This window comes from Bacteroides mediterraneensis, assembly GCF_025993685.1.
Lineage (GTDB): Bacteria > Bacteroidota > Bacteroidia > Bacteroidales > Bacteroidaceae > Phocaeicola > Phocaeicola mediterraneensis_A.
Window position 1 is genome coordinate 2,047,300 of the sequence record NZ_DAJPEN010000001.1, and the last position, 17,659, is coordinate 2,064,958.

A 17,659-nucleotide genomic window follows, 5' to 3' on the forward strand; every position below is an offset into this window, starting at 1 on the left:
TCCGCTCTTTTTCTTTTTGCCTTCTCTTTTTCCATTTATTATCTTACCTTTGCACGACGGAAACGCGTACAAAAACTCGCATACTCTAAAATTAAAAATAAAGACATGAAGAAAACAGATTTAATGAACATGACTGCGGCCGTGCTGATGGCCTCGGCTCCGATGGCCGCCGTACAGGCGGAAGGAAGCGACGCTCCTTTCATCGGCAAGCAGGAAATCACCGTGAAAGACGGACGGATGACCCCGGAAACCCTGTGGGCCATGGGACGTATCGGAAGCTCTTGTGTGTCTCCCGACGGAAAGAAGATTGCTTACACCGTATCCTACTACAGCGTGAAGCTGAACAAGGGACATCAGGTAATCTATGCGATGAACGCCGACGGCTCCGACAACAAGCTGCTGACCACCTCTGCCGACAGCGAAGGCGAACCGGCATGGATTAAAGGCGGAAGCAAACTGGCCTTTATCACGAAAGGACAGATTTGGGAAATGAATCCCGACGGAACCGGACGCCAGCAACTCTCTGACTATGCAGGCGGCATCGACGGATTCAAGTTCTCTCCCGACGGCACCAAAGTGCTTTTCATCTCACAAGTGAAATATGGCGAACGTACCGCCGACAAATACCCCGACCTGGACAAAGCCAGCGGAAAAGTCATCGACGACCTGATGTACAAGCACTGGGATGAATGGGTAGAAACCGTTCCCCATCCGTTCGTGGCTTCCTTTACCGACAATAAAGTAGGTGAAGCCACCGACATCCTGGCCGGTGAACCCTACGAATCGCCGATGAAACCTTTCGGCGGCATCGAACAGCTCGCATGGAGCCCCGACTCCAAGTCTGTGGCCTACACCTGCCGCAAAAAGACCGGAAAGGATTATGCCGTATCCACCGATTCAGACATCTATTTATACAATGTGGAAACCAAGCAGACCCGCAACCTCTGCAAGGAAGATGCCACCGACAAGAACATGGGTTACGACACCAACCCGCAGTTCTCACCCGATGGAAAGAACATCGCCTGGCAAAGCATGGAACGCGACGGATACGAAAGCGACCGCAACCGTCTCTGCGTGATGGACCTGAACAGCGGAAAGAAAACCTACGTGACCGAAGCCTTCCAGTCGGGCGTGGACAGTTACTGCTGGGCACCCGACAACAAGACCCTCTACTTCACAGGCGTATGGCATGCCACCAGCATGATTCACAGCACCAACCTGAAAGGGGAAGTGAAACAGCTCACCGACGGCATGTATGACTATGCTTCCGTGGCCATGCTGAACGAAAAGCAACTGCTCACCACCCGCCACTCCCTGAGCGAAGCCGACGAACTGTTTACGGTCGACCTGAAAAAGAAAAACGAGGTGACCCGTATCACGAAAGAAAACGACCACATTTTCAGCCAGCTGAAACTGGGAAAGGTTGAGCCCCGCTGGACCAAGACTGTCGACGGAAAAGACATGCTCTCATGGGTGGTTTATCCGGTCAACTTCGACCCGAACAAGAAATACCCCACCCTCCTGTTCTGTGAAGGAGGACCGCAAAGCCCCGTCAGCCAGTTCTGGAGCTACCGCTGGAACTTGCAGATCATGGCCGCCAACGACTACATCATCATTGCCCCCAACCGTCGCGGACTGCCGGGATTCGGTATGGAATGGCTGGAAGAAATCAGCACCAACTATGGCGGCCACTGCATGGACGACTACCTGAGCGCCATCGATGACATCGCCAAGGAACCCTACGTGGACAAAGACCGTCTGGGATGCGTGGGAGCCAGCTTCGGAGGCTACTCAGTATACTGGTTGGCCGGACACCACAACAAGCGCTTCAAAGCCTTCATCGCCCACGACGGCTTCTTCAACATGGAACAGCAGTATCTCGAAACCGAGGAACTCTGGTTCACCAACTGGGATTTGGGTGGTCCGTACTGGGACAAGAGCAACCCGGCCGTACAGCGCAGCTACGCCAACTCTCCCCATCTGTTCGTAGACAAATGGGACACTCCGATTCTCTGCATCCACGGCGAGAAAGACTACCGTATTCTGGCTTCACAGGGAATGGCTGCCTTCAACGCCGCCAAGCTGAGAGGTATCCCTGCCGAACTGCTGATTTTCCCGGACGAGAACCACTGGGTGTTGAAACCACAGAACGGTATCCTCTGGCAACGCACCTTCTTCAACTGGCTTGACCGCTGGCTGAAACCACAGAAATAAGCCCTAAAACCTTTCCGGGCACCTTTTTTACAGCGTTTTTTCCCTGAAATACGCAAAAAAGAGGTGTCCGGATTTGCATATTAAAATAAAAAGCCCTACCTTTGCATCGCTTTTGAGAAAGACACTTCGGGGTGTAGCGCAGTCCGGTTAGCGCACCTGCTTTGGGAGCAGGGGGTCGTGGGTTCGAATCCCGCTACCCCGACAGAAGTCAAGAAAAGTAAAAGTTATTACAAACGTTCGGGGTGTAGCGCAGTCCGGTTAGCGCACCTGCTTTGGGAGCAGGGGGTCGTGGGTTCGAATCCCGCTACCCCGACAGAAAAAAGGCAACTTATCCGATGTGATGAGCTGCCTTTCTTTTTTGAGGTTATTCGAGGATTTCCGAAGACTTTTTCCACCCGCCTCAAAACGCCTTTACGTTTCAAGCAAAACGCAAGTGCGTTTCAACTGAAACGTAAGTACGTTTGAAGTAAAACGCAAGTACGTTTTGAGACAAACGTAAAGGCGTTTTTTTACACGATTTTCAAACAATGTCTACAGAATTATAAACAATTGATTTTCTGACACAAACAGACATCCTGATACGAGTTTCCCACCCGTATCCAGCCTTTCAGGATGCCACATTCCGTATAACCTGCCGCCGCAAACAGTTTCCGGCTTGCCGTATTCCCCACCGGGATATAGGCATACAACTGGTGAAGGCCGAGCAACCCGAAGCAATGCGACTCCAGCAACGCGAGCGCCATTCCTCCGATGCCCTTTCCGCGCAAGTCTTTCCGCACCACCAGTCCCACTTCTGCCCGACTGTGACGCGCATCGAACGAAAAGACGTCAATCATGCCGGCCACTTCCTCCGTACCCCGCACCATCATCAGACGCAACTGGCCGTCGGCAAACAAATCATTCTGGTTTTCGGCAATGTAACGCTTCATCTGATACCGCGAATACGGCCCCGTAGCCGTACCCAGCTCCCAAAGCTCCGCCTCATTCTCAAACGAAAGCATCACCTCCAAATCCTCCGGTTCGGGTGCCCGGAGACGGATTGTTTCCTGCGATGACTTGGCTGTCAGTCCCATCCTACTGTTCCTCCTTTTCTTTTTCCAAATCGAGCTCCCGCATCAGCCGGCTGCGACCCGGCACACAGAAGAGCGAGGCCACCAGCAACATACCGACACACAGCAGACTGGTCAGGTTGAACGTAGAATAATACACCGTCAGGTTGAACAGCACCGGAGCCAGCAGCAAAGCCAGACGGATTTCACACCAGCGGCGGTAGCTCACCAATGCCTCCGGCAGTGACAACTCACGGACCCGGCGCACCAGCGACAGGCTGAACATGCGCAACGACAACGGTATCATGCACACCGCCAGCAGAATCCCCACCGTCTGCAGGATGTATTCAGCCCGAGCATCTCCCACCCGGCTGCCCTGAAGCAGGATATCCGTTTCATACAACACGCACCACGCCACGGCCAACACCCAGAACAGGGCGAATTCCACCTCCAGCACACGGAGCAATCGATTGATTTTCTTTTCCATTGTTTCCTATCATTTAAAGGGTTCCGGTAAACGCCACGCGGTTCACGATAGAACGTCCCAGCGTCACCTCGTCCGTATATTGCAATTCATCGCCGATGGAAATTCCACGGGCAATCATCGTAATCTTCACGTCACATCCAGCCAGTTTCCGGAAAATATAGAAGTTGGTCGTGTCGCCCTCCATGGTAGAGCTCAGCGCCAGAATCACCTCCTTGACAGTGCCCGACTTCACCCGCTCCACGAGGCTGTCTATCTCCAGGTCGGAAGGCCCGATGCCGTCCATGGGCGAAATCACCCCGCCCAGCACATGATACAGTCCGCGATACTGCTGGGTGTTCTCCACCGCCATCACGTCGCGTATGTTCTCCACCACGCACACCGTGGTCGCATCGCGCGAAGGGTTGGAGCAAATACGGCACACGTCCGTATCGGAGATATTGTGGCACACCTTGCAATACTTCACTTCTTTTTTCAGCGTGGAAATGGCGCTGCTGAACGCTTCCACCGTGGCATTGTCCTGACGCAACAGGTGCAGGACCAGCCGCATGGCCGTTTTCCGCCCGATGCCGGGAAGTTTGGCAAACTCGCCCACTGCCTTTTCCAATAAAACGGAAGGATATTGTTGATTCATGCTTGTTTTCTTTATTTACGGAAGGCAAAAATACGGATAAAATCCTTTGACTGTATGCAGGGAACGGGAAAAACGATTACCTTTGCATCAAACAACTCAATTTCGACCTATGGACATTACCAGCGCAGAGTTTGTCGTAAGCAACTCACGGGCCGACATGTGCCCACAGACCCAACTGCCGGAATATGCCTTCATCGGGCGTTCCAACGTGGGGAAATCCAGTCTCATCAACATGCTGACCAAGAATCCCAAACTGGCCATGACTTCGTCCACGCCGGGAAAAACCTTGCTCATCAACCATTTTCTCATCAACAAGGAATGGTATCTGGTAGACCTTCCCGGCTACGGCTATGCCCAACGGGGGAAGAAGATGATGGAGAAAATCCAGAAACTCATCGAATATTATGTACTGGAGCGGGAGCAGCTCACCTGTCTTTTCGTACTGGTGGACAGCCGCCTGGACCCTCAGCGCATCGACTTGGAATTCATCGAATGGCTGGGCGAGAACGGCATCCCTTTCGCCCTGATTTTCACCAAGGCTGACAAGCAGAGTGCGGGAAAGACTAAGACCAACGTCAGCCGCTACCTGGAGAAACTGAAAGAACAATGGGAGGAACTGCCTCCATATTTCGTATCTTCTTCTGAAAAGAAGACCGGACGGGAAGAAATCCTGGACTACATCGAACAAATCAACCGTTCGCTCAAGGAACAGGCCGAATAACACAAAGCCCACACATACAAATCCTCCTGTGTGAAGTTACCTGAAAAAGGACTCACACAGGAGGATTTGTCTATGATTATAAAAAGTCACTTCCATCGGATTCCACCACTCAGCGGGAAAAGACGATGTTGCCTTCTTTGCTCACATCCAGCCGCACATTGTAGCACGAAGCCCCATCGGGAATACAAAGCGTGGCCACATAGCGGTAACCGTTTTCGTCGACCTTCACAAAATCCATGTCGCTCAGAATGGCAGTGTGCAAGAAATCGGCCGGCACCACACGGGCAAACATTTCCTTATTGATGTCTTTGGAGAACAAACGTTCCTTTCCTTTATATACGCAGATATGAATGATGTTGTCGTAGTAGACATTCTCCACCGGAAGACCTTCCTCATTGATGCTGACCAGTGTCACCCGTTTCTTGGTTGGATTGATGTAGGCATATCCTCTGTAGCGATCTCCCCCATACAGGATGACGGAATCTTTCTCGAACACTTCGCTTTCCGTTTCACGCACGGGAACCACCGTCCCGAACGACAGCGTGTCCGACTCGGCCTTATGCAGGCTGACCACCTCTCCCATCGAGGTACGATAACGCAAGCTGTACGCCTTCCGTTCCTCAATGAAATAATAGATAGGACGGGCACTGTGGATGGTCATCGTGTCATGACGCACGCTGAAAGGCATGGGTGCATTAATCTGGCTGGCATAATAAATGCTGTCCCCCTGAATTTTGAATAAAGGAGCCTCGGTGTTGTCGTCCAGCCAGATGCCTTGCAACTGCTGCATGGCCTCCCGGTCTTCTTCCTGCTTTTCCGCTTCTTTCTGCTGGGGAGACATACATCCTGCCAGACATCCTATACCCCCCAGAAGCATTATCAAGCCTGTTTTTTTCATGCGTCAATCGATTTCTACATTTACCGGCAGCAAAAATACAACAAAATTAAATGCCAACCGAAAAATGCCCCCTGAAAGATGTCCCACGTAAAAGAAAAATGTATTATTTTTGCAATATGATTGAATTGGCAAAACACATAGAAGTATTACTGCTGGAAAACGATTGCGTTATCGTTCCCGGCTTGGGAGGATTCATCGCCCACAGACGGCAAGCGGCCATCTCCACACAAACAGGAGAATTCCAGCCGCCCCTCCGCACCATTGGATTCAATCCGCAGCTGGTGATGAACGACGGACTTCTGGTCCAGTCGTACATGCAGGCCTATAACACCGACTTCCCCGATGCGACCCGCCGGATTGAAAAGGTAGTCACTGAAATGAAAGACCAGTTGTACCAGCAGGGACAGGTTACCCTCGACCATGTAGGTACGATTTATTATAATATGAATGGAGGCTATGCCTTCGAGCCGGCTTCCCCGTCTTTCTTTACACCGGGACTGTATGGACTGGAAAGTTTTACGCTCCCATTGTTGAAAGCGCTTCCCGCAGACGAACCGAAGGAATACAAACTTCCGGAGGTGAGCCGTCCTGCCACGGACAAAAAGCGACATTTCTCCCTGCGGCATTTCACGCGCAACGCAGTGGCCATCGCTGCCGCCGTATGCCTGTTCTTCATCCTGTCCGTACCCGTAGAAAACACCTACATGGACGATGCGAACTATGCATCCCTCGGCTCGTTCAGTATGTTCGATGCCATCCGTAACCAGTCGGTAGCCACCAGCATACAGACTACAGCCCCGCAGTCTACCTCTCAAAAGACTGCCCAAAAACAGCAAAAGAAGAAACGCGTACGCAACAATGTCAATACGCTCAAACCCGTAGCAGTCAAGACGGAAAAGATTGCAGCCGTTCCGGCTGTCAAGAAAGAAACCCAACCGGCTGTCAAAAAAGTACCGGCAGCCAAACCGGCGGCTGCTCCCGCACCGGCACCTTCCACCGCTACAAGCAAAAAGAAGGCTTATATCATCGTGGCCAGCCTGACCACGGACAGTGATGCCCAGAAAGAGCTGAAAAAGCTGCAGCAAAAAGGTTACAAGAACTGCAAAGTGCTGGAGTCTGACGGACGTTTCCGCATCGCACTGGATGGCTATGCCAGTTCGGGAGAAGCCTATAAAAAGGTACAGGAACTGCGCAATCAGGAAGGATTCAAGAATGCTTGGGTTTTCACTTCAAAATAAATACGCTTTAAAGACAGATGAAAAGAGTAAGATGCCCCAAATGTGACAATTTCATCCAGTTTGATGAAACAAAATATAAAGAAGGACAGTCACTCGTCTTTATTTGTGACAACTGCAAGAAACAGTTCAGCATCCGTATCGGCAAGTCCAAACTGAACGCGGCCAACCGCAAGGCTGAGGTGGTGGACGAAAAGGAAGGCGTGCAGGACTTCGGCAATGTACTGGCCGTAGAGAACGTGTTTGCCTACAAACAGGTGCTGCCGCTGCATGAAGGCGACAACCTCATCGGACGCCGGTGCAAGGGAAACGACATCGACATTCCCATCGAGAGCAACGACCCGAGCCTGGACCGCCGGCATTGCTACATCAACGTCAAAAAAGACAAACAAGGAAAAATCATTTATACGCTCCGTGACAACGACAGCATCACGGGCACTTTTCTGATGAACGAAATACTGGGCCCGAAAGAGCGCGTCCGCATTGAAGACGGAGCCGTCATCACCCTCGGTGCCACAACCCTGATTCTGAGAGCGGCAGAAGGACAAACGGAAGAATAACCGCCGCACTTATCTTCGTATATACAATTTAGGATAACTATAACACTAACAAACCTTTTACTCAATTATGGCTTTTACAAACAACGTAATGATTGTCCGGCACAAACTGCTGGAAAACCTGGTTGCTTTATGGAAAGAAAATCAATTAGTAGAGAAAATCGACCGTATTCCTCTGGAACTCAGTCCGCGCCGTTCACAGCCGGTGGGACGCTGCTGTATCCACAAGGAACGTGCCGTTACCAAATATAAGCTGCTCCCGCTGCTGGGTTGGGATATGACCGACGAAACGGACGAGCTGACTCCCCTTTCTGAATATGCCCGCAAGACACTGGACCGCAAGGAACGAATCAAGGAAAACATCCTCTGTGTCATCGACGAGGCTTGTTCTTCCTGCGTGCAGGTGAACTACGAAGTAAGTAACCTTTGCCGGGGTTGTGTGGCCAGAAGCTGCTACATGAACTGTCCGAAAGGTGCCGTGCATTTCGACAAGAAAACCGGTCAGGCACGTATTGACCACGACAAGTGCATCAGCTGCGGTATCTGCCACAAGAGCTGTCCGTACCACGCCATCGTGTACATCCCGGTGCCGTGTGAGGAAGCTTGTCCTGTAAAAGCCATCAGCAAGGACGAACACTACATCGAACACATCGACGAAAGCAAATGTATCTACTGTGGCAAGTGTCTGAATGCCTGCCCGTTTGGTGCCATTTTCGAAATTTCCCAAGTGTTCGACGTACTGGAAGCCATCCGCAAGGGGGAACAGGTGATTGCCATCCCAGCTCCATCGGTATTGGGACAGTTCAATGCCACCATCGACCAAGTATACGGGGCATTGAAAGAAATCGGTTTTGCCGATGTGATTGAAGTGGCCGAAGGTGCCATGCATACCACCAGCAACGAGGCACACGAACTGCTGGAGAAACTGGAAGAAGGACAGAAATTCATGACTACTTCCTGCTGTCCGTCGTATATCGAGCTGGTCAACAAGCACATTCCGGCCATGAAGCCTTACGTATCGAGCACCGGCTCTCCGATGTATTACGCAGCTCGCATCGCCAAACAGAAATACCCGAATGCCAAGGTGGTCTTCATCGGCCCGTGTATCGCCAAACGGAAAGAGGCACAGCGCGACGAATGTGTGGACTACGTGCTGACCTTCGAAGAACTTCACCCGATGTTCCGCGGACTGGGCATCGAACTGGAAAAGGCCAATCCGTATAAGGTGGCCTACGAATCGGTCTGCGAGGCACACGGATTCGCACAGGCTGGCGGTGTGGCCGGAGCAGTGAAAGCTTACTTGGGCCCGAAAGCCAACGGCATCAAGATTATGCAGTTCTCCGACTTCACGAAGAAGAACATCGGTGTGCTCCGTGCATACGCCAAGACGGGTAAGGTAGACGCCCAGTTCATTGAAATGATGGCCTGCGAAGGCGGATGCGTGACCGGTCCGAGCGCACACAACGACCCGGTGGCCGGAAAACGCCAGTTGAACCAGGATTTGCTGAAACGTACCCTCAAGTACGAAAACAGCAATCAGGAATAATCCATGAAAGAATTGATAGAACGCCTTTACCGGGAGCAGACACTGGCTCCCGGTGAATTGCGTACCCTTCTGCTGGAGTGCCGGGGGGAAGACCTCGACTTTCTCATGCAAAAGGCACGCACGGTGGCTCAAAGCCATTTCGGCAACAAAATCTATATCCGCGGCCTCATCGAAGTGGGCAATTGCTGCCACAACGACTGTCTGTATTGCGGCATCCGGAGAAGCAACCGCCACCTGGAACGCTACCGCCTGGATGAGGAAACCATTCTGGCCTGCTGCCGCCACGGATACGAACTGGGATTCCGTACGTTTGTGCTGCAAGGAGGCGAAGACAACTATATGACCGATGAAAGGGTCACCTCAGTAGTGACCGCCATCCGCACCGCCTTTCCCGATGTGGCCATCACCCTTTCCCTCGGTGAACGCCCCACTGTTTCCTACGAACGTTTTTTTCAGGCGGGAGCCAACCGCTACCTGCTGCGTCACGAGACGCACAACGAAACCCATTACCGCCGGCTGCACCCCGACAGCATGTCACTGTCCAACCGCTTGCGGTGTCTGGACGACCTGAAACGCATCGGATTCCAGACGGGTACCGGCATCATGGTGGGAAGTCCGGGACAAACCGTCGATAACCTGGTGGAAGACATTCTCTTCATTGAGCAGTTCCGCCCTCAGATGATTGGCATCGGACCTTTCCTGCCGCATCACGACACTCCCTTTGCTTCCTGTCCGCCCGGAAGTCTGACGCAGACCCTGACGTTGCTCTCCATTTTCCGGCTGATGCACCCGAAGGCACTGATTCCCTCGACCACCGCACTGGCCAGCCTCACGCCCGACGGACGGGAGAAAGGTATACTGGCAGGCGGTAACGTGGTGATGCCCAACCTTTCGCCGGTGGAACAACGGAAGAAATATGCCTTATACGACCACAAAGCCTCCATGGGTTCGGAAGCCGCCGAAGGATTGCGTCTGCTGGCACAACGGCTGGCAGCTATCGGATATGAAATAGATAAAAGCCGCGGAGACTATCCCGGCAAGACATTATAACTTACATTGCAACTATGTACAAGATTGATTCTCAAAAGGCAGAGGAATTTATCTGCCACGAAGAAATTCTGGATACCCTGGAATATGCCCAAAGCAAGAGCCAGGACAAGGAACTGATACGTTCCATCATTGAAAAGGCCCGCCTGTGCAAGGGACTCTCCCATCGCGAAGCTGCCGTACTCTTGGAGTGCAACGACCCGGAACTGGTGGAAGAAATCTACCGTCTGGCCCGCGAAATCAAGCAGAAATTCTATGGCAACCGCATCGTGATGTTCGCCCCGCTGTACTTGTCGAACTATTGCGTGAACAGCTGTACCTATTGTCCCTACCACGCGAAGAACAAGACCATCGCCCGCAAGAAACTGACACAGGAGGACATCCGCCGCGAGGTCATCGCCCTGCAGGACATGGGACACAAACGTCTGGCACTGGAAGCCGGCGAAGACCCTATCCACAATCCACTTGAGTACATTCTGGAGTCCATCCAGACCATCTATAGCATCAAGCACAAGAACGGAGCCATCCGACGGGTGAACGTGAACATTGCCGCCACTACGGTAGAAAACTACCGCCGCCTGAAAGAGGCCGGCATCGGTACCTATATCCTGTTTCAGGAAACCTACCACAAAGAGAACTACGAGAAACTGCATCCCAGAGGTCCGAAGAGCAACTATGCTTACCACACGGAAGCCATGGACCGCGCCATGCAAGGAGGCATTGACGACGTGGGCATCGGCGTACTGTTCGGCCTGAACACTTACCGCTACGATTTTGTGGGACTGCTGATGCATGCCGAACACCTGGAAGCGACCTACGGCGTAGGCCCGCACACCATCAGTGTGCCGCGTATCTGCTCGGCCGACGACATCGATGCTTCTACCTTCGAGAACGCCATCTCCGACGAAATATTCCAGAAGATTGTGGCCGTTATCCGTATCAGCGTACCTTACACCGGCATGATTATCTCCACCCGTGAATCACAGCGTTCCCGCGAAAAAGTGCTGGCCCTCGGCGTATCACAAATCAGCGGTGGTTCCCGTACCAGCGTGGGAGGCTATGCCACCGAAGAACTGCCGGAAGAGAACTCGGCCCAGTTCGACGTGAGCGACCACCGCAGCCTGGATGAAATCGTGGCCTGGCTGCTGAAACTGGGCTACATTCCCAGCTTCTGTACGGCTTGCTACCGCGAAGGACGTACGGGCGACCGTTTCATGTCGCTGGTCAAGACCGGACAGATTGCCAACTGCTGTGCCCCCAATGCCCTGATGACACTTCAGGAGTATCTTTATGACTATGCCTCACCGGAGACACGCCGTCTGGCAGAAGACATGATCCGCAAGCAGATGGAAGAGATTCCCAATCCCGCCATCCGCAAAAGAGCGTTGGAAAATCTAGAACGAATTGCCGAAGGGAAACGCGACTTCCGTTTCTAAATGTAGGACTTAAAGACTGATTAAACGTATGAACGATACTCCCCGTGCCAACCGACTGCACATCGGTCTGTTTGGCAAACGCAACGCCGGAAAGTCGTCGCTGATCAATGCCCTGACGCACCAGGACACGGCCCTCGTGTCGGAAATCCCCGGCACGACCACTGACCCGGTTTTCAAGGCCATGGAAATCCATGGCCTCGGTCCTTGCGTGTTCATTGATACGGCCGGATTCGACGATGAAGGCGAACTGGGCGAACTTCGCATCCGCCAGACACAGCGTGCGCTGGAAAAGACAGACATCGCCCTGATGGTCTGCACCGACGACCATTTGGACGAAGAGCTGCACTGGCAGCACCTGCTGAAGGAAAAGAATGTACCCATCATCTGGATATTGAACAAGTGTGACCAATTGGCCGATGCCGAACAGACCATGCGCCGCATTGAAAAACAATGCGGACAAGTACCCTTATTGGTGAGCACCCTCACCGGACAAGGGCTGGACGACATTCTGCGCAGCCTCCGGCACAAGTTGCCGGATGAAACCATGGCACAAGGCATCGTAGGCCGGCTGGTGGAAGAAAACGACACCGTCATGCTGGTCATGCCGCAGGACATCCAGGCCCCCAAAGGCCGCCTCATCCTGCCGCAGGTACAAACCATCCGGGAACTGCTGGACCGCAAATGCCTGGTGATGAGCTGTACCACCGACAAGATTGATGCCATGCTGGCTGCCCTGGCCCGTCCGCCGAAGCTGATTATCACCGACTCACAGGTGTTCCGCACGGTATATGACAAGAAACCGGCCGAGAGCCGACTCACCTCCTTCTCCGTCCTCTTTGCCCAATACAAAGGCGACATCGATTACTACCTGGAAGGAGCCAATGCCATTGCCCGGCTGACCCCGGAATCACGGGTACTGATTGCCGAAGCATGTACACATGCCCCACTGGCAGAAGACATCGGGCGGGTGAAAATTCCGAACATGCTCCGCAAGCGCATCGGTGAAAACCTGCAAATCGACATCGTATCGGGCACGGACTTCCCGGAAGACCTGACCCCGTACGACCTGATTATTCATTGCGGGGCCTGCATGTTTAACCGTAAGTATGTGCTGAACCGCATCGACCGGGCCCGCACCCAGCAGATTCCCATGACCAACTACGGAGTGACCATTGCCTACCTGGCGGGGATTCTGGATAAGATAGATTACTGATTCACCCCTCTATACAAAAAGGAGTGCCACTTACCTCCAGGTAGGCAGCACTCCTTTTCATTCATACTACTAAATTAATACACCGTTACTCGTTCTATTTCCTCAAAGCGCGGGAAAAGCAGATTGTTTTCCAGGTGAATATGCTCGAACAAGGCATCCACAAACGCCTCCAGTTCCTGCATCAGCAGACGGTAGCTGCCACAGCCATCCTGAGGCACCGCGAAATGATTCGTCAGCTGAATGATGTGCAAGTAGCGGTTTCCCTCTCCTTCGTGCTCCATCTTCATCACCCGGATAGGATTGGAAATCGTACCACAGTGCATCGGTGCCATACGCTGCCCCTGTTCCTTCGCCGCATACAGCTCATAGAGATACGGGAACAACACATTCTCCTCTTTCTGCAAGTGCATCTCCAAATCTTCCAGCGACTCACTCACCAACGCCTTCAGTTCGTGCAGCTCCGGATGTGCTTCCCCATGCACACGCTCCACCTTTTCAAGCAATGCCAACAACTCCGGTCCATTCGCACGGATACCACGGTGGTGTATCTTCAGAATATAATCCATAAGCAAGTCCAACGGCCATGAAGCAAACGGAATCTGTCCGTTCCCAGCCTCTTCCTGACGCGTCAATGCCTGCTCTACTTCTTCCACCGACAAGCCCAAATCGGCACAAGCCTTTTCCAGCGTCACCTCGCCATGACAGCAGAAGTCGATGCCATATTTCTTAAACACTCTAGCTGCTGCAAAGTCATCGGCTACAATTTGTCCCACACTCGTATATTTCCATTCTTTCGTTTCCATATTCTTTTCTTTTTTATTGATTTCCATTTTATTGATTACGAGTGCAAAGATAAGGCCTCCCCTCCAGAAACTTTGTCACCTATGTGACACCAACCTATAACAAAAGTTAAACCCGTGTTCTGCCGAAAAGAAGTGACACTATATGCAGAAAAACACTAACTTTGCAGACACGTAAAAAAACAGAACAATAAGATGAAAACAAAAGACATGCCTATACTCCTGCTCACCGGTTATCTGGGAAGCGGGAAAACCACTTTATTGAATTATTTGCTGAGCAACCGTGAAGGAATCAAGTTTGCCGTCATCGTGAACGACATCGGTGAAGTCAATATCGATGCGGAACTGATTCAGAAAGGCGGTATCGTAGGCCAAAAGGAAGACAGCCTCGTGGCCCTGCAGAACGGTTGCATCTGCTGTACGCTCCGCACCGACCTCATCGAACAGATTTTCGAACTGATGAAAATGCAGCGTTTCGACTATATCGTCATCGAAGCCAGCGGGGTATGTGAACCGGAGCCTATCGCCCGTACCATCTGTTCCATTCCACAACTGGGTGGAGCCTATACCAAATACGGAACCTGCCGCCTCGACAACATCGTGACGGTGGTCGATGCCCTTCGTCTGCAAAGCGAATTTGACTGTGGAAAGGAACTGACCCGCAAGGATTTGGAAGAAGAAGACATTGCCAACCTGCTGATTCAGCAGATAGAGTTCTGTTCTACTATCCTGCTGAACAAAGCTTCTGAAGTCAGCCCGGAAGAACTGGCCCGCATCCGAAGTATCATCCGTAACATCCAGCCCCGTGCGGAAATCATCGAATGTGATTACGCAAAGGTAGATTTGGACAAGATTGTCGGTACCCACCGTTTCGACTACGAAAAGGTAGCGACTTCTGCAGCCTGGATTCACGAAATAGAACGTCCGGTGACCGAGGAAGAAGAGGCCGAAGCCCATGCTCACGAAGGACATCCCCATGACCATGATCATGAAGAACACGGGCATGACCACGAGCACGAAGCGCATGAACATGACCACGAGCATGGACACCATCATCACGACCACGAACACCACCATGACGAAGGCGAAACGGAAGAATACGGTATCAGCAGTTTCGTGTACTACCGCCGTCCGGCCTTCGATATCCATAAGTTCGACCGTTTCCTGGCAACCAAATGGCCGCGCAACGTGATTCGTGCCAAAGGGGTATGCTACTTTGCCCACAACCGTGACATGTCGTACCTCTTCGAACAGGCCGGACGCCAGAAACAGATTACGGAAGCCGGACTCTGGTATGCCACCATGCCCGAAGACGAGCTTATTGAAATGATGAAACGCGAACCTGGACTGGTGAGAGACTGGGACGAACGCTACGGTGACCGCATGCAGAAGATTGTCTTCATCGGCCAGCACCTCGACAAGGAACAGCTGATTAAAGACTTGGATGCTTGTCTGGAATAACTTGAAACGAACTGAATAAAAATATGCCTTCCTGAATCCGCCGGTTAAGCGCTTCAGGAAGGCATACTTGTTTTTTCACCTTATATATTATTGACCTTTCCGGCCTCTACTCAATCTACCTCCTGCAACTGGTTCTTTGCGGTGGCATCCACTTCCTGTAATGTGCATTTCCGCAAGACTACCTGTCCTGCCTGCTTGTCCTCCGGCAGGTCAATCCCTGTCAGACGAATACCGCTTACACGGTCGAACACAAAAGCCGGACGGAAATCATCTTCCTGCAAACGCAGTTTGATGTGACGCAGCTGAATTCCTTTCACATGACGCACATAAAATCCCCACGAAGGAAGTTCCTCAAACATGGTAAACTCCGGATATCCCTTTTCATTTTCAGGCACATCCTTCAACCGGCTCACCGGCATGTAAGCCATCCCCCGCGTAGCGCGGCCCGGATACACAATCTCGATGTTCTCCAAGGTCACATCTTCAATGTCATGCCCCGGTATGCCTGAAATGGAACTGGGGAACGGGTTATGGAAGAACGTCACCGAAGGTCCCCGCAAGTCATAATTAAGGTCCGGACGGCCAAAAGGCACTTCCACATACACATTCTTGATGGACACATGACGCAAGTAACCCGGCTGGTCTCCCGAACGATGCCCCAGACGGATAAAAATCGCATTGCCCGTGTTCACCGCATGTACATTGGAGACCTGCACATGCTCAATCTCCGCTCCATCGACCGACTCAATGGCAATAGCCGAACGGTAAGTATCCTTTACCCAGATACTGTCAATCTTCACGTGCTTGAATCCGCCAAGTGACTCCGTACCAAACTTGATGGCACTGGCACTGCTGATGATGTGACAGTTGGAAATAGAAACCCCGTCGTTCCAGGCCCCTCGGTTGTGCGATTTCAGGCAAATGCCATCGTCGGCTGAATTGATGTAACAGTTCGAGATGCGTACCTTCTTACAATCGCTGATGTCAATCCCATCGTTGTTCCAGTAAGCCCGGTTTTCGACATGCAGACTGTCCAACGTCAGGTCGGAGCACAATGAAAACGACAATCCCCACGCGGCGCTGCTCCGGAAACGGGCATTGCGAATCTCCACATTGCGACACCCACGGATGAAAAGGAGCTTCGGACGCGTATTCGGCCGCTTACGGTATGTATTATAATGCTTATCCACCAGCTCTCCCGTATGATGCAGACTGTCAATCGTCAAGGCCAGTTCCCGACCCTGTCCGTCAATACAACCGTTACCCCGGATACCGATATGTTCCGCCCCCTCGGCATAAATCAATGCCTGGTCAAAATGGTCATCGTTCACCTTCAGTTCCTTCTCCGTGCTGAAACCCGGATAATCATACGGGCTCGTACTTCCCAGCAGCACCGCCTCCTTCTCCAAATAAAGCACCACATTCGATTTCAACTGCAAACTGCCGGTGAGATACCGTCCGGCAGGAAAATACAACTGACCGCCTCCCGATGCATGCAAATTATCGATAGCCGCTTGCAGGCTATCCGTATTCAGTGTTTTTCCATCACCCACCACTCCGTGCCGAAGCACATTATATTCAATCGCCGTGGCCGTATTCATCCACAAACACAGGCCACATAAAAAAAGAAATAAGGTTTGTTTTTTCATGGTATATCTGTCTATTCACGGGTAAAAATACACATTTCATCAGACAACCACCCTATCATCCGTCCACAAAATGACGGTATCTGCCAGAATTTTTCACCTGACCCTACAAAAAAAGCGTCTTTTTGAGACACTTTACCGCCTCAAAAAGACGCCATCCAACGGCTTCCGTCTTGCTTACAGATACATTCTGTCGAGCAATGACAGGCCTGTCTTTGTCTTGAAGATTTTTTCGCGTACCTTCCGGACAGCTTCTACCGGCAGGTTGTCTTCATAAATATTGACCAGAAAATCGGCTTCCACCAAAATCTGATAGTCCATTCCCTCTATACAGTCGTACGTGTGGTGATGCCCCACCAGCCAACATATCCGTTCAATCTGCGCTTCAGAGAATGTGCCCATCTTGGTCAGCAGTTTCCGAGCCTCCGCCGAACCTTCCTGTTCCTGATGTTTCCCGTCACACACTCCATATTTCTTCTCGGAAATCCGAATGCCAATGTCGTGTACAATCGCGGTCGCTTCCAGAATCAGCTGCGTAGCCGCGTCCAATCCTTCCGACAAGCCAATCATCCGGGCAAAATAATGCACCTTGATGAGGTGCTGTATCCGTTTCGGGTCACCTGCATTGTAAGTCACCATCCGGTCTGACAATTCATGCAACTGCCAGTCGGCTGCTTTTTTCTCGTTCATTTCCATATTTTGTAGCTCTAAATCCTCT

16 protein-coding genes and 2 tRNA genes are annotated in these 17,659 nt (G+C 51.9%); 11 read left to right on the forward strand and 7 right to left on the reverse strand.

Annotated elements, in window-relative coordinates; genetic code table 11:
- The first annotated feature begins 123 nt into the window (after nucleotides 1–123).
- From OIM59_RS08645 to OIM59_RS08655, 3 genes are all read left to right on the forward strand, one after another.
- Nucleotides 124–2,214, forward strand: a complete 2,091-nt coding sequence (locus OIM59_RS08645; protein WP_299171819.1) for a S9 family peptidase — start codon at nucleotides 124–126, stop codon at nucleotides 2,212–2,214.
- 127 nt (nucleotides 2,215–2,341) lie between these two features.
- Nucleotides 2,342–2,416, forward strand: a tRNA-Pro gene (locus OIM59_RS08650).
- A gap of 36 nt (nucleotides 2,417–2,452) precedes the next feature.
- Nucleotides 2,453–2,527 (forward strand) — tRNA-Pro (locus OIM59_RS08655).
- 226 nt (nucleotides 2,528–2,753) lie between these two features.
- Here the strand turns inward: OIM59_RS08655 and OIM59_RS08660 are convergent.
- From OIM59_RS08660 to recR, 3 genes are read right to left on the reverse strand one after another with little or no spacing between them, the layout of a single operon-like run.
- The gene (locus OIM59_RS08660; protein WP_303896192.1) at nucleotides 2,754–3,287 is read right to left on the reverse strand and encodes a GNAT family N-acetyltransferase; all 534 of its coding nucleotides are present in this window, start codon (nucleotides 3,285–3,287) and stop codon (nucleotides 2,754–2,756) included.
- Nucleotide 3,288: 1 nt separating this feature from the next.
- Complete coding sequence (locus tag OIM59_RS08665; RefSeq protein WP_299171758.1) at nucleotides 3,289–3,750, reverse strand: hypothetical protein; 462 nt, start codon at nucleotides 3,748–3,750, stop codon at nucleotides 3,289–3,291.
- A 13-nt stretch (nucleotides 3,751–3,763) separates the two neighbouring features.
- On the reverse strand, nucleotides 3,764–4,381 hold the full coding sequence (gene recR / locus OIM59_RS08670; protein ID WP_072542792.1) for a recombination mediator RecR: 618 nt from the start codon (nucleotides 4,379–4,381) through the stop codon (nucleotides 3,764–3,766).
- Between the two features lie 109 nt (nucleotides 4,382–4,490).
- Between recR and yihA the strand changes: the two genes are divergently transcribed.
- The gene (yihA, locus tag OIM59_RS08675) at nucleotides 4,491–5,102 is read left to right on the forward strand and encodes a ribosome biogenesis GTP-binding protein YihA/YsxC (RefSeq protein ID WP_072542793.1); all 612 of its coding nucleotides are present in this window, start codon (nucleotides 4,491–4,493) and stop codon (nucleotides 5,100–5,102) included.
- Between the two features lie 109 nt (nucleotides 5,103–5,211).
- Here yihA and OIM59_RS08680 read toward each other — a convergent pair whose 3' ends face one another.
- Nucleotides 5,212–6,000, reverse strand: a complete 789-nt coding sequence (locus OIM59_RS08680) for a DUF4738 domain-containing protein (protein ID WP_299171765.1) — start codon at nucleotides 5,998–6,000, stop codon at nucleotides 5,212–5,214.
- A gap of 116 nt (nucleotides 6,001–6,116) precedes the next feature.
- Between OIM59_RS08680 and OIM59_RS08685 the strand changes: the two genes are divergently transcribed.
- The 6 genes from OIM59_RS08685 (at nucleotide 6,117) to hydF (ending at nucleotide 13,034) form a co-directional block, all read left to right on the forward strand.
- Nucleotides 6,117–7,238, forward strand: a complete 1,122-nt coding sequence (locus OIM59_RS08685; protein WP_299171768.1) for an SPOR domain-containing protein — start codon at nucleotides 6,117–6,119, stop codon at nucleotides 7,236–7,238.
- A 17-nt stretch (nucleotides 7,239–7,255) separates the two neighbouring features.
- Nucleotides 7,256–7,795: an FHA domain-containing protein gene (locus OIM59_RS08690; protein WP_148327984.1), complete on the forward strand. Its 540-nt coding sequence runs from the start codon at nucleotides 7,256–7,258 to the stop codon at nucleotides 7,793–7,795.
- A gap of 67 nt (nucleotides 7,796–7,862) precedes the next feature.
- The gene (locus OIM59_RS08695) at nucleotides 7,863–9,338 is read left to right on the forward strand and encodes a 4Fe-4S dicluster domain-containing protein (protein WP_299171773.1); all 1,476 of its coding nucleotides are present in this window, start codon (nucleotides 7,863–7,865) and stop codon (nucleotides 9,336–9,338) included.
- Between the two features lie 3 nt (nucleotides 9,339–9,341).
- Complete coding sequence (hydE, locus tag OIM59_RS08700; RefSeq protein WP_303896197.1) at nucleotides 9,342–10,388, forward strand: [FeFe] hydrogenase H-cluster radical SAM maturase HydE; 1,047 nt, start codon at nucleotides 9,342–9,344, stop codon at nucleotides 10,386–10,388.
- Nucleotides 10,389–10,402: 14 nt separating this feature from the next.
- Nucleotides 10,403–11,821: a [FeFe] hydrogenase H-cluster radical SAM maturase HydG gene (gene hydG / locus OIM59_RS08705; RefSeq protein WP_022354153.1), complete on the forward strand. Its 1,419-nt coding sequence runs from the start codon at nucleotides 10,403–10,405 to the stop codon at nucleotides 11,819–11,821.
- Nucleotides 11,822–11,849: 28 nt separating this feature from the next.
- Entirely contained in the window at nucleotides 11,850–13,034 is a 1,185-nt protein-coding gene (gene hydF, locus OIM59_RS08710) for a [FeFe] hydrogenase H-cluster maturation GTPase HydF (protein WP_303896199.1), read from the forward strand.
- A 74-nt stretch (nucleotides 13,035–13,108) separates the two neighbouring features.
- Here the strand turns inward: hydF and ric are convergent, their stop codons facing one another.
- Nucleotides 13,109–13,837 (reverse strand): iron-sulfur cluster repair di-iron protein, encoded by a 729-nt coding sequence (gene ric / locus OIM59_RS08715; protein WP_299171783.1) that lies wholly within the window; start codon nucleotides 13,835–13,837, stop codon nucleotides 13,109–13,111.
- 192 nt (nucleotides 13,838–14,029) lie between these two features.
- On the opposite strand from ric, the gene OIM59_RS08720 reads away from it, so the two are divergent.
- Complete coding sequence (locus OIM59_RS08720) at nucleotides 14,030–15,295, forward strand: GTP-binding protein (protein WP_288354594.1); 1,266 nt, start codon at nucleotides 14,030–14,032, stop codon at nucleotides 15,293–15,295.
- Between the two features lie 110 nt (nucleotides 15,296–15,405).
- On the opposite strand, the gene OIM59_RS08725 is transcribed toward OIM59_RS08720, so the two are convergent.
- Both OIM59_RS08725 and OIM59_RS08730 read right to left on the reverse strand, forming a co-directional pair.
- Nucleotides 15,406–16,944: a glycoside hydrolase family 28 protein gene (locus OIM59_RS08725; protein WP_303896202.1), complete on the reverse strand. Its 1,539-nt coding sequence runs from the start codon at nucleotides 16,942–16,944 to the stop codon at nucleotides 15,406–15,408.
- Between the two features lie 174 nt (nucleotides 16,945–17,118).
- Complete coding sequence (locus tag OIM59_RS08730; protein WP_303896203.1) at nucleotides 17,119–17,631, reverse strand: HD domain-containing protein; 513 nt, start codon at nucleotides 17,629–17,631, stop codon at nucleotides 17,119–17,121.
- Nucleotides 17,632–17,659 lie beyond the last annotated feature (28 nt).

Excerpts from the sequence above, each read along its gene's own strand:
- hydF (WP_303896199.1), top strand. The coding sequence starts at position 11,850 with ATGAACGATACTCCCCGTGCCAACCGACTGCACATCGGTCTGTTTGGC.
- OIM59_RS08695 (WP_299171773.1), top strand. The coding sequence starts at position 7,863 with ATGGCTTTTACAAACAACGTAATGATTGTCCGGCACAAACTGCTGGAA.
- ric (WP_299171783.1), bottom strand. The coding sequence starts at position 13,837 with ATGGAAACGAAAGAATGGAAATATACGAGTGTGGGACAAATTGTAGCC.
- OIM59_RS08720 (WP_288354594.1), top strand. The coding sequence starts at position 14,030 with ATGAAAACAAAAGACATGCCTATACTCCTGCTCACCGGTTATCTGGGA.
- OIM59_RS08660 (WP_303896192.1), bottom strand. The coding sequence starts at position 3,287 with ATGGGACTGACAGCCAAGTCATCGCAGGAAACAATCCGTCTCCGGGCA.
- yihA (WP_072542793.1), top strand. The coding sequence starts at position 4,491 with ATGGACATTACCAGCGCAGAGTTTGTCGTAAGCAACTCACGGGCCGAC.
- OIM59_RS08690 (WP_148327984.1), top strand. The coding sequence starts at position 7,256 with ATGAAAAGAGTAAGATGCCCCAAATGTGACAATTTCATCCAGTTTGAT.
- OIM59_RS08725 (WP_303896202.1), bottom strand. The coding sequence starts at position 16,944 with ATGAAAAAACAAACCTTATTTCTTTTTTTATGTGGCCTGTGTTTGTGG.
- OIM59_RS08665 (WP_299171758.1), bottom strand. The coding sequence starts at position 3,750 with ATGGAAAAGAAAATCAATCGATTGCTCCGTGTGCTGGAGGTGGAATTC.
- hydG (WP_022354153.1), top strand. The coding sequence starts at position 10,403 with ATGTACAAGATTGATTCTCAAAAGGCAGAGGAATTTATCTGCCACGAA.
- OIM59_RS08730 (WP_303896203.1), bottom strand. The coding sequence starts at position 17,631 with ATGAACGAGAAAAAAGCAGCCGACTGGCAGTTGCATGAATTGTCAGAC.
- hydE (WP_303896197.1), top strand. The coding sequence starts at position 9,342 with ATGAAAGAATTGATAGAACGCCTTTACCGGGAGCAGACACTGGCTCCC.
- recR (WP_072542792.1), bottom strand. The coding sequence starts at position 4,381 with ATGAATCAACAATATCCTTCCGTTTTATTGGAAAAGGCAGTGGGCGAG.
- OIM59_RS08645 (WP_299171819.1), top strand. The coding sequence starts at position 124 with ATGAACATGACTGCGGCCGTGCTGATGGCCTCGGCTCCGATGGCCGCC.
- OIM59_RS08685 (WP_299171768.1), top strand. The coding sequence starts at position 6,117 with ATGATTGAATTGGCAAAACACATAGAAGTATTACTGCTGGAAAACGAT.
- OIM59_RS08680 (WP_299171765.1), bottom strand. The coding sequence starts at position 6,000 with ATGAAAAAAACAGGCTTGATAATGCTTCTGGGGGGTATAGGATGTCTG.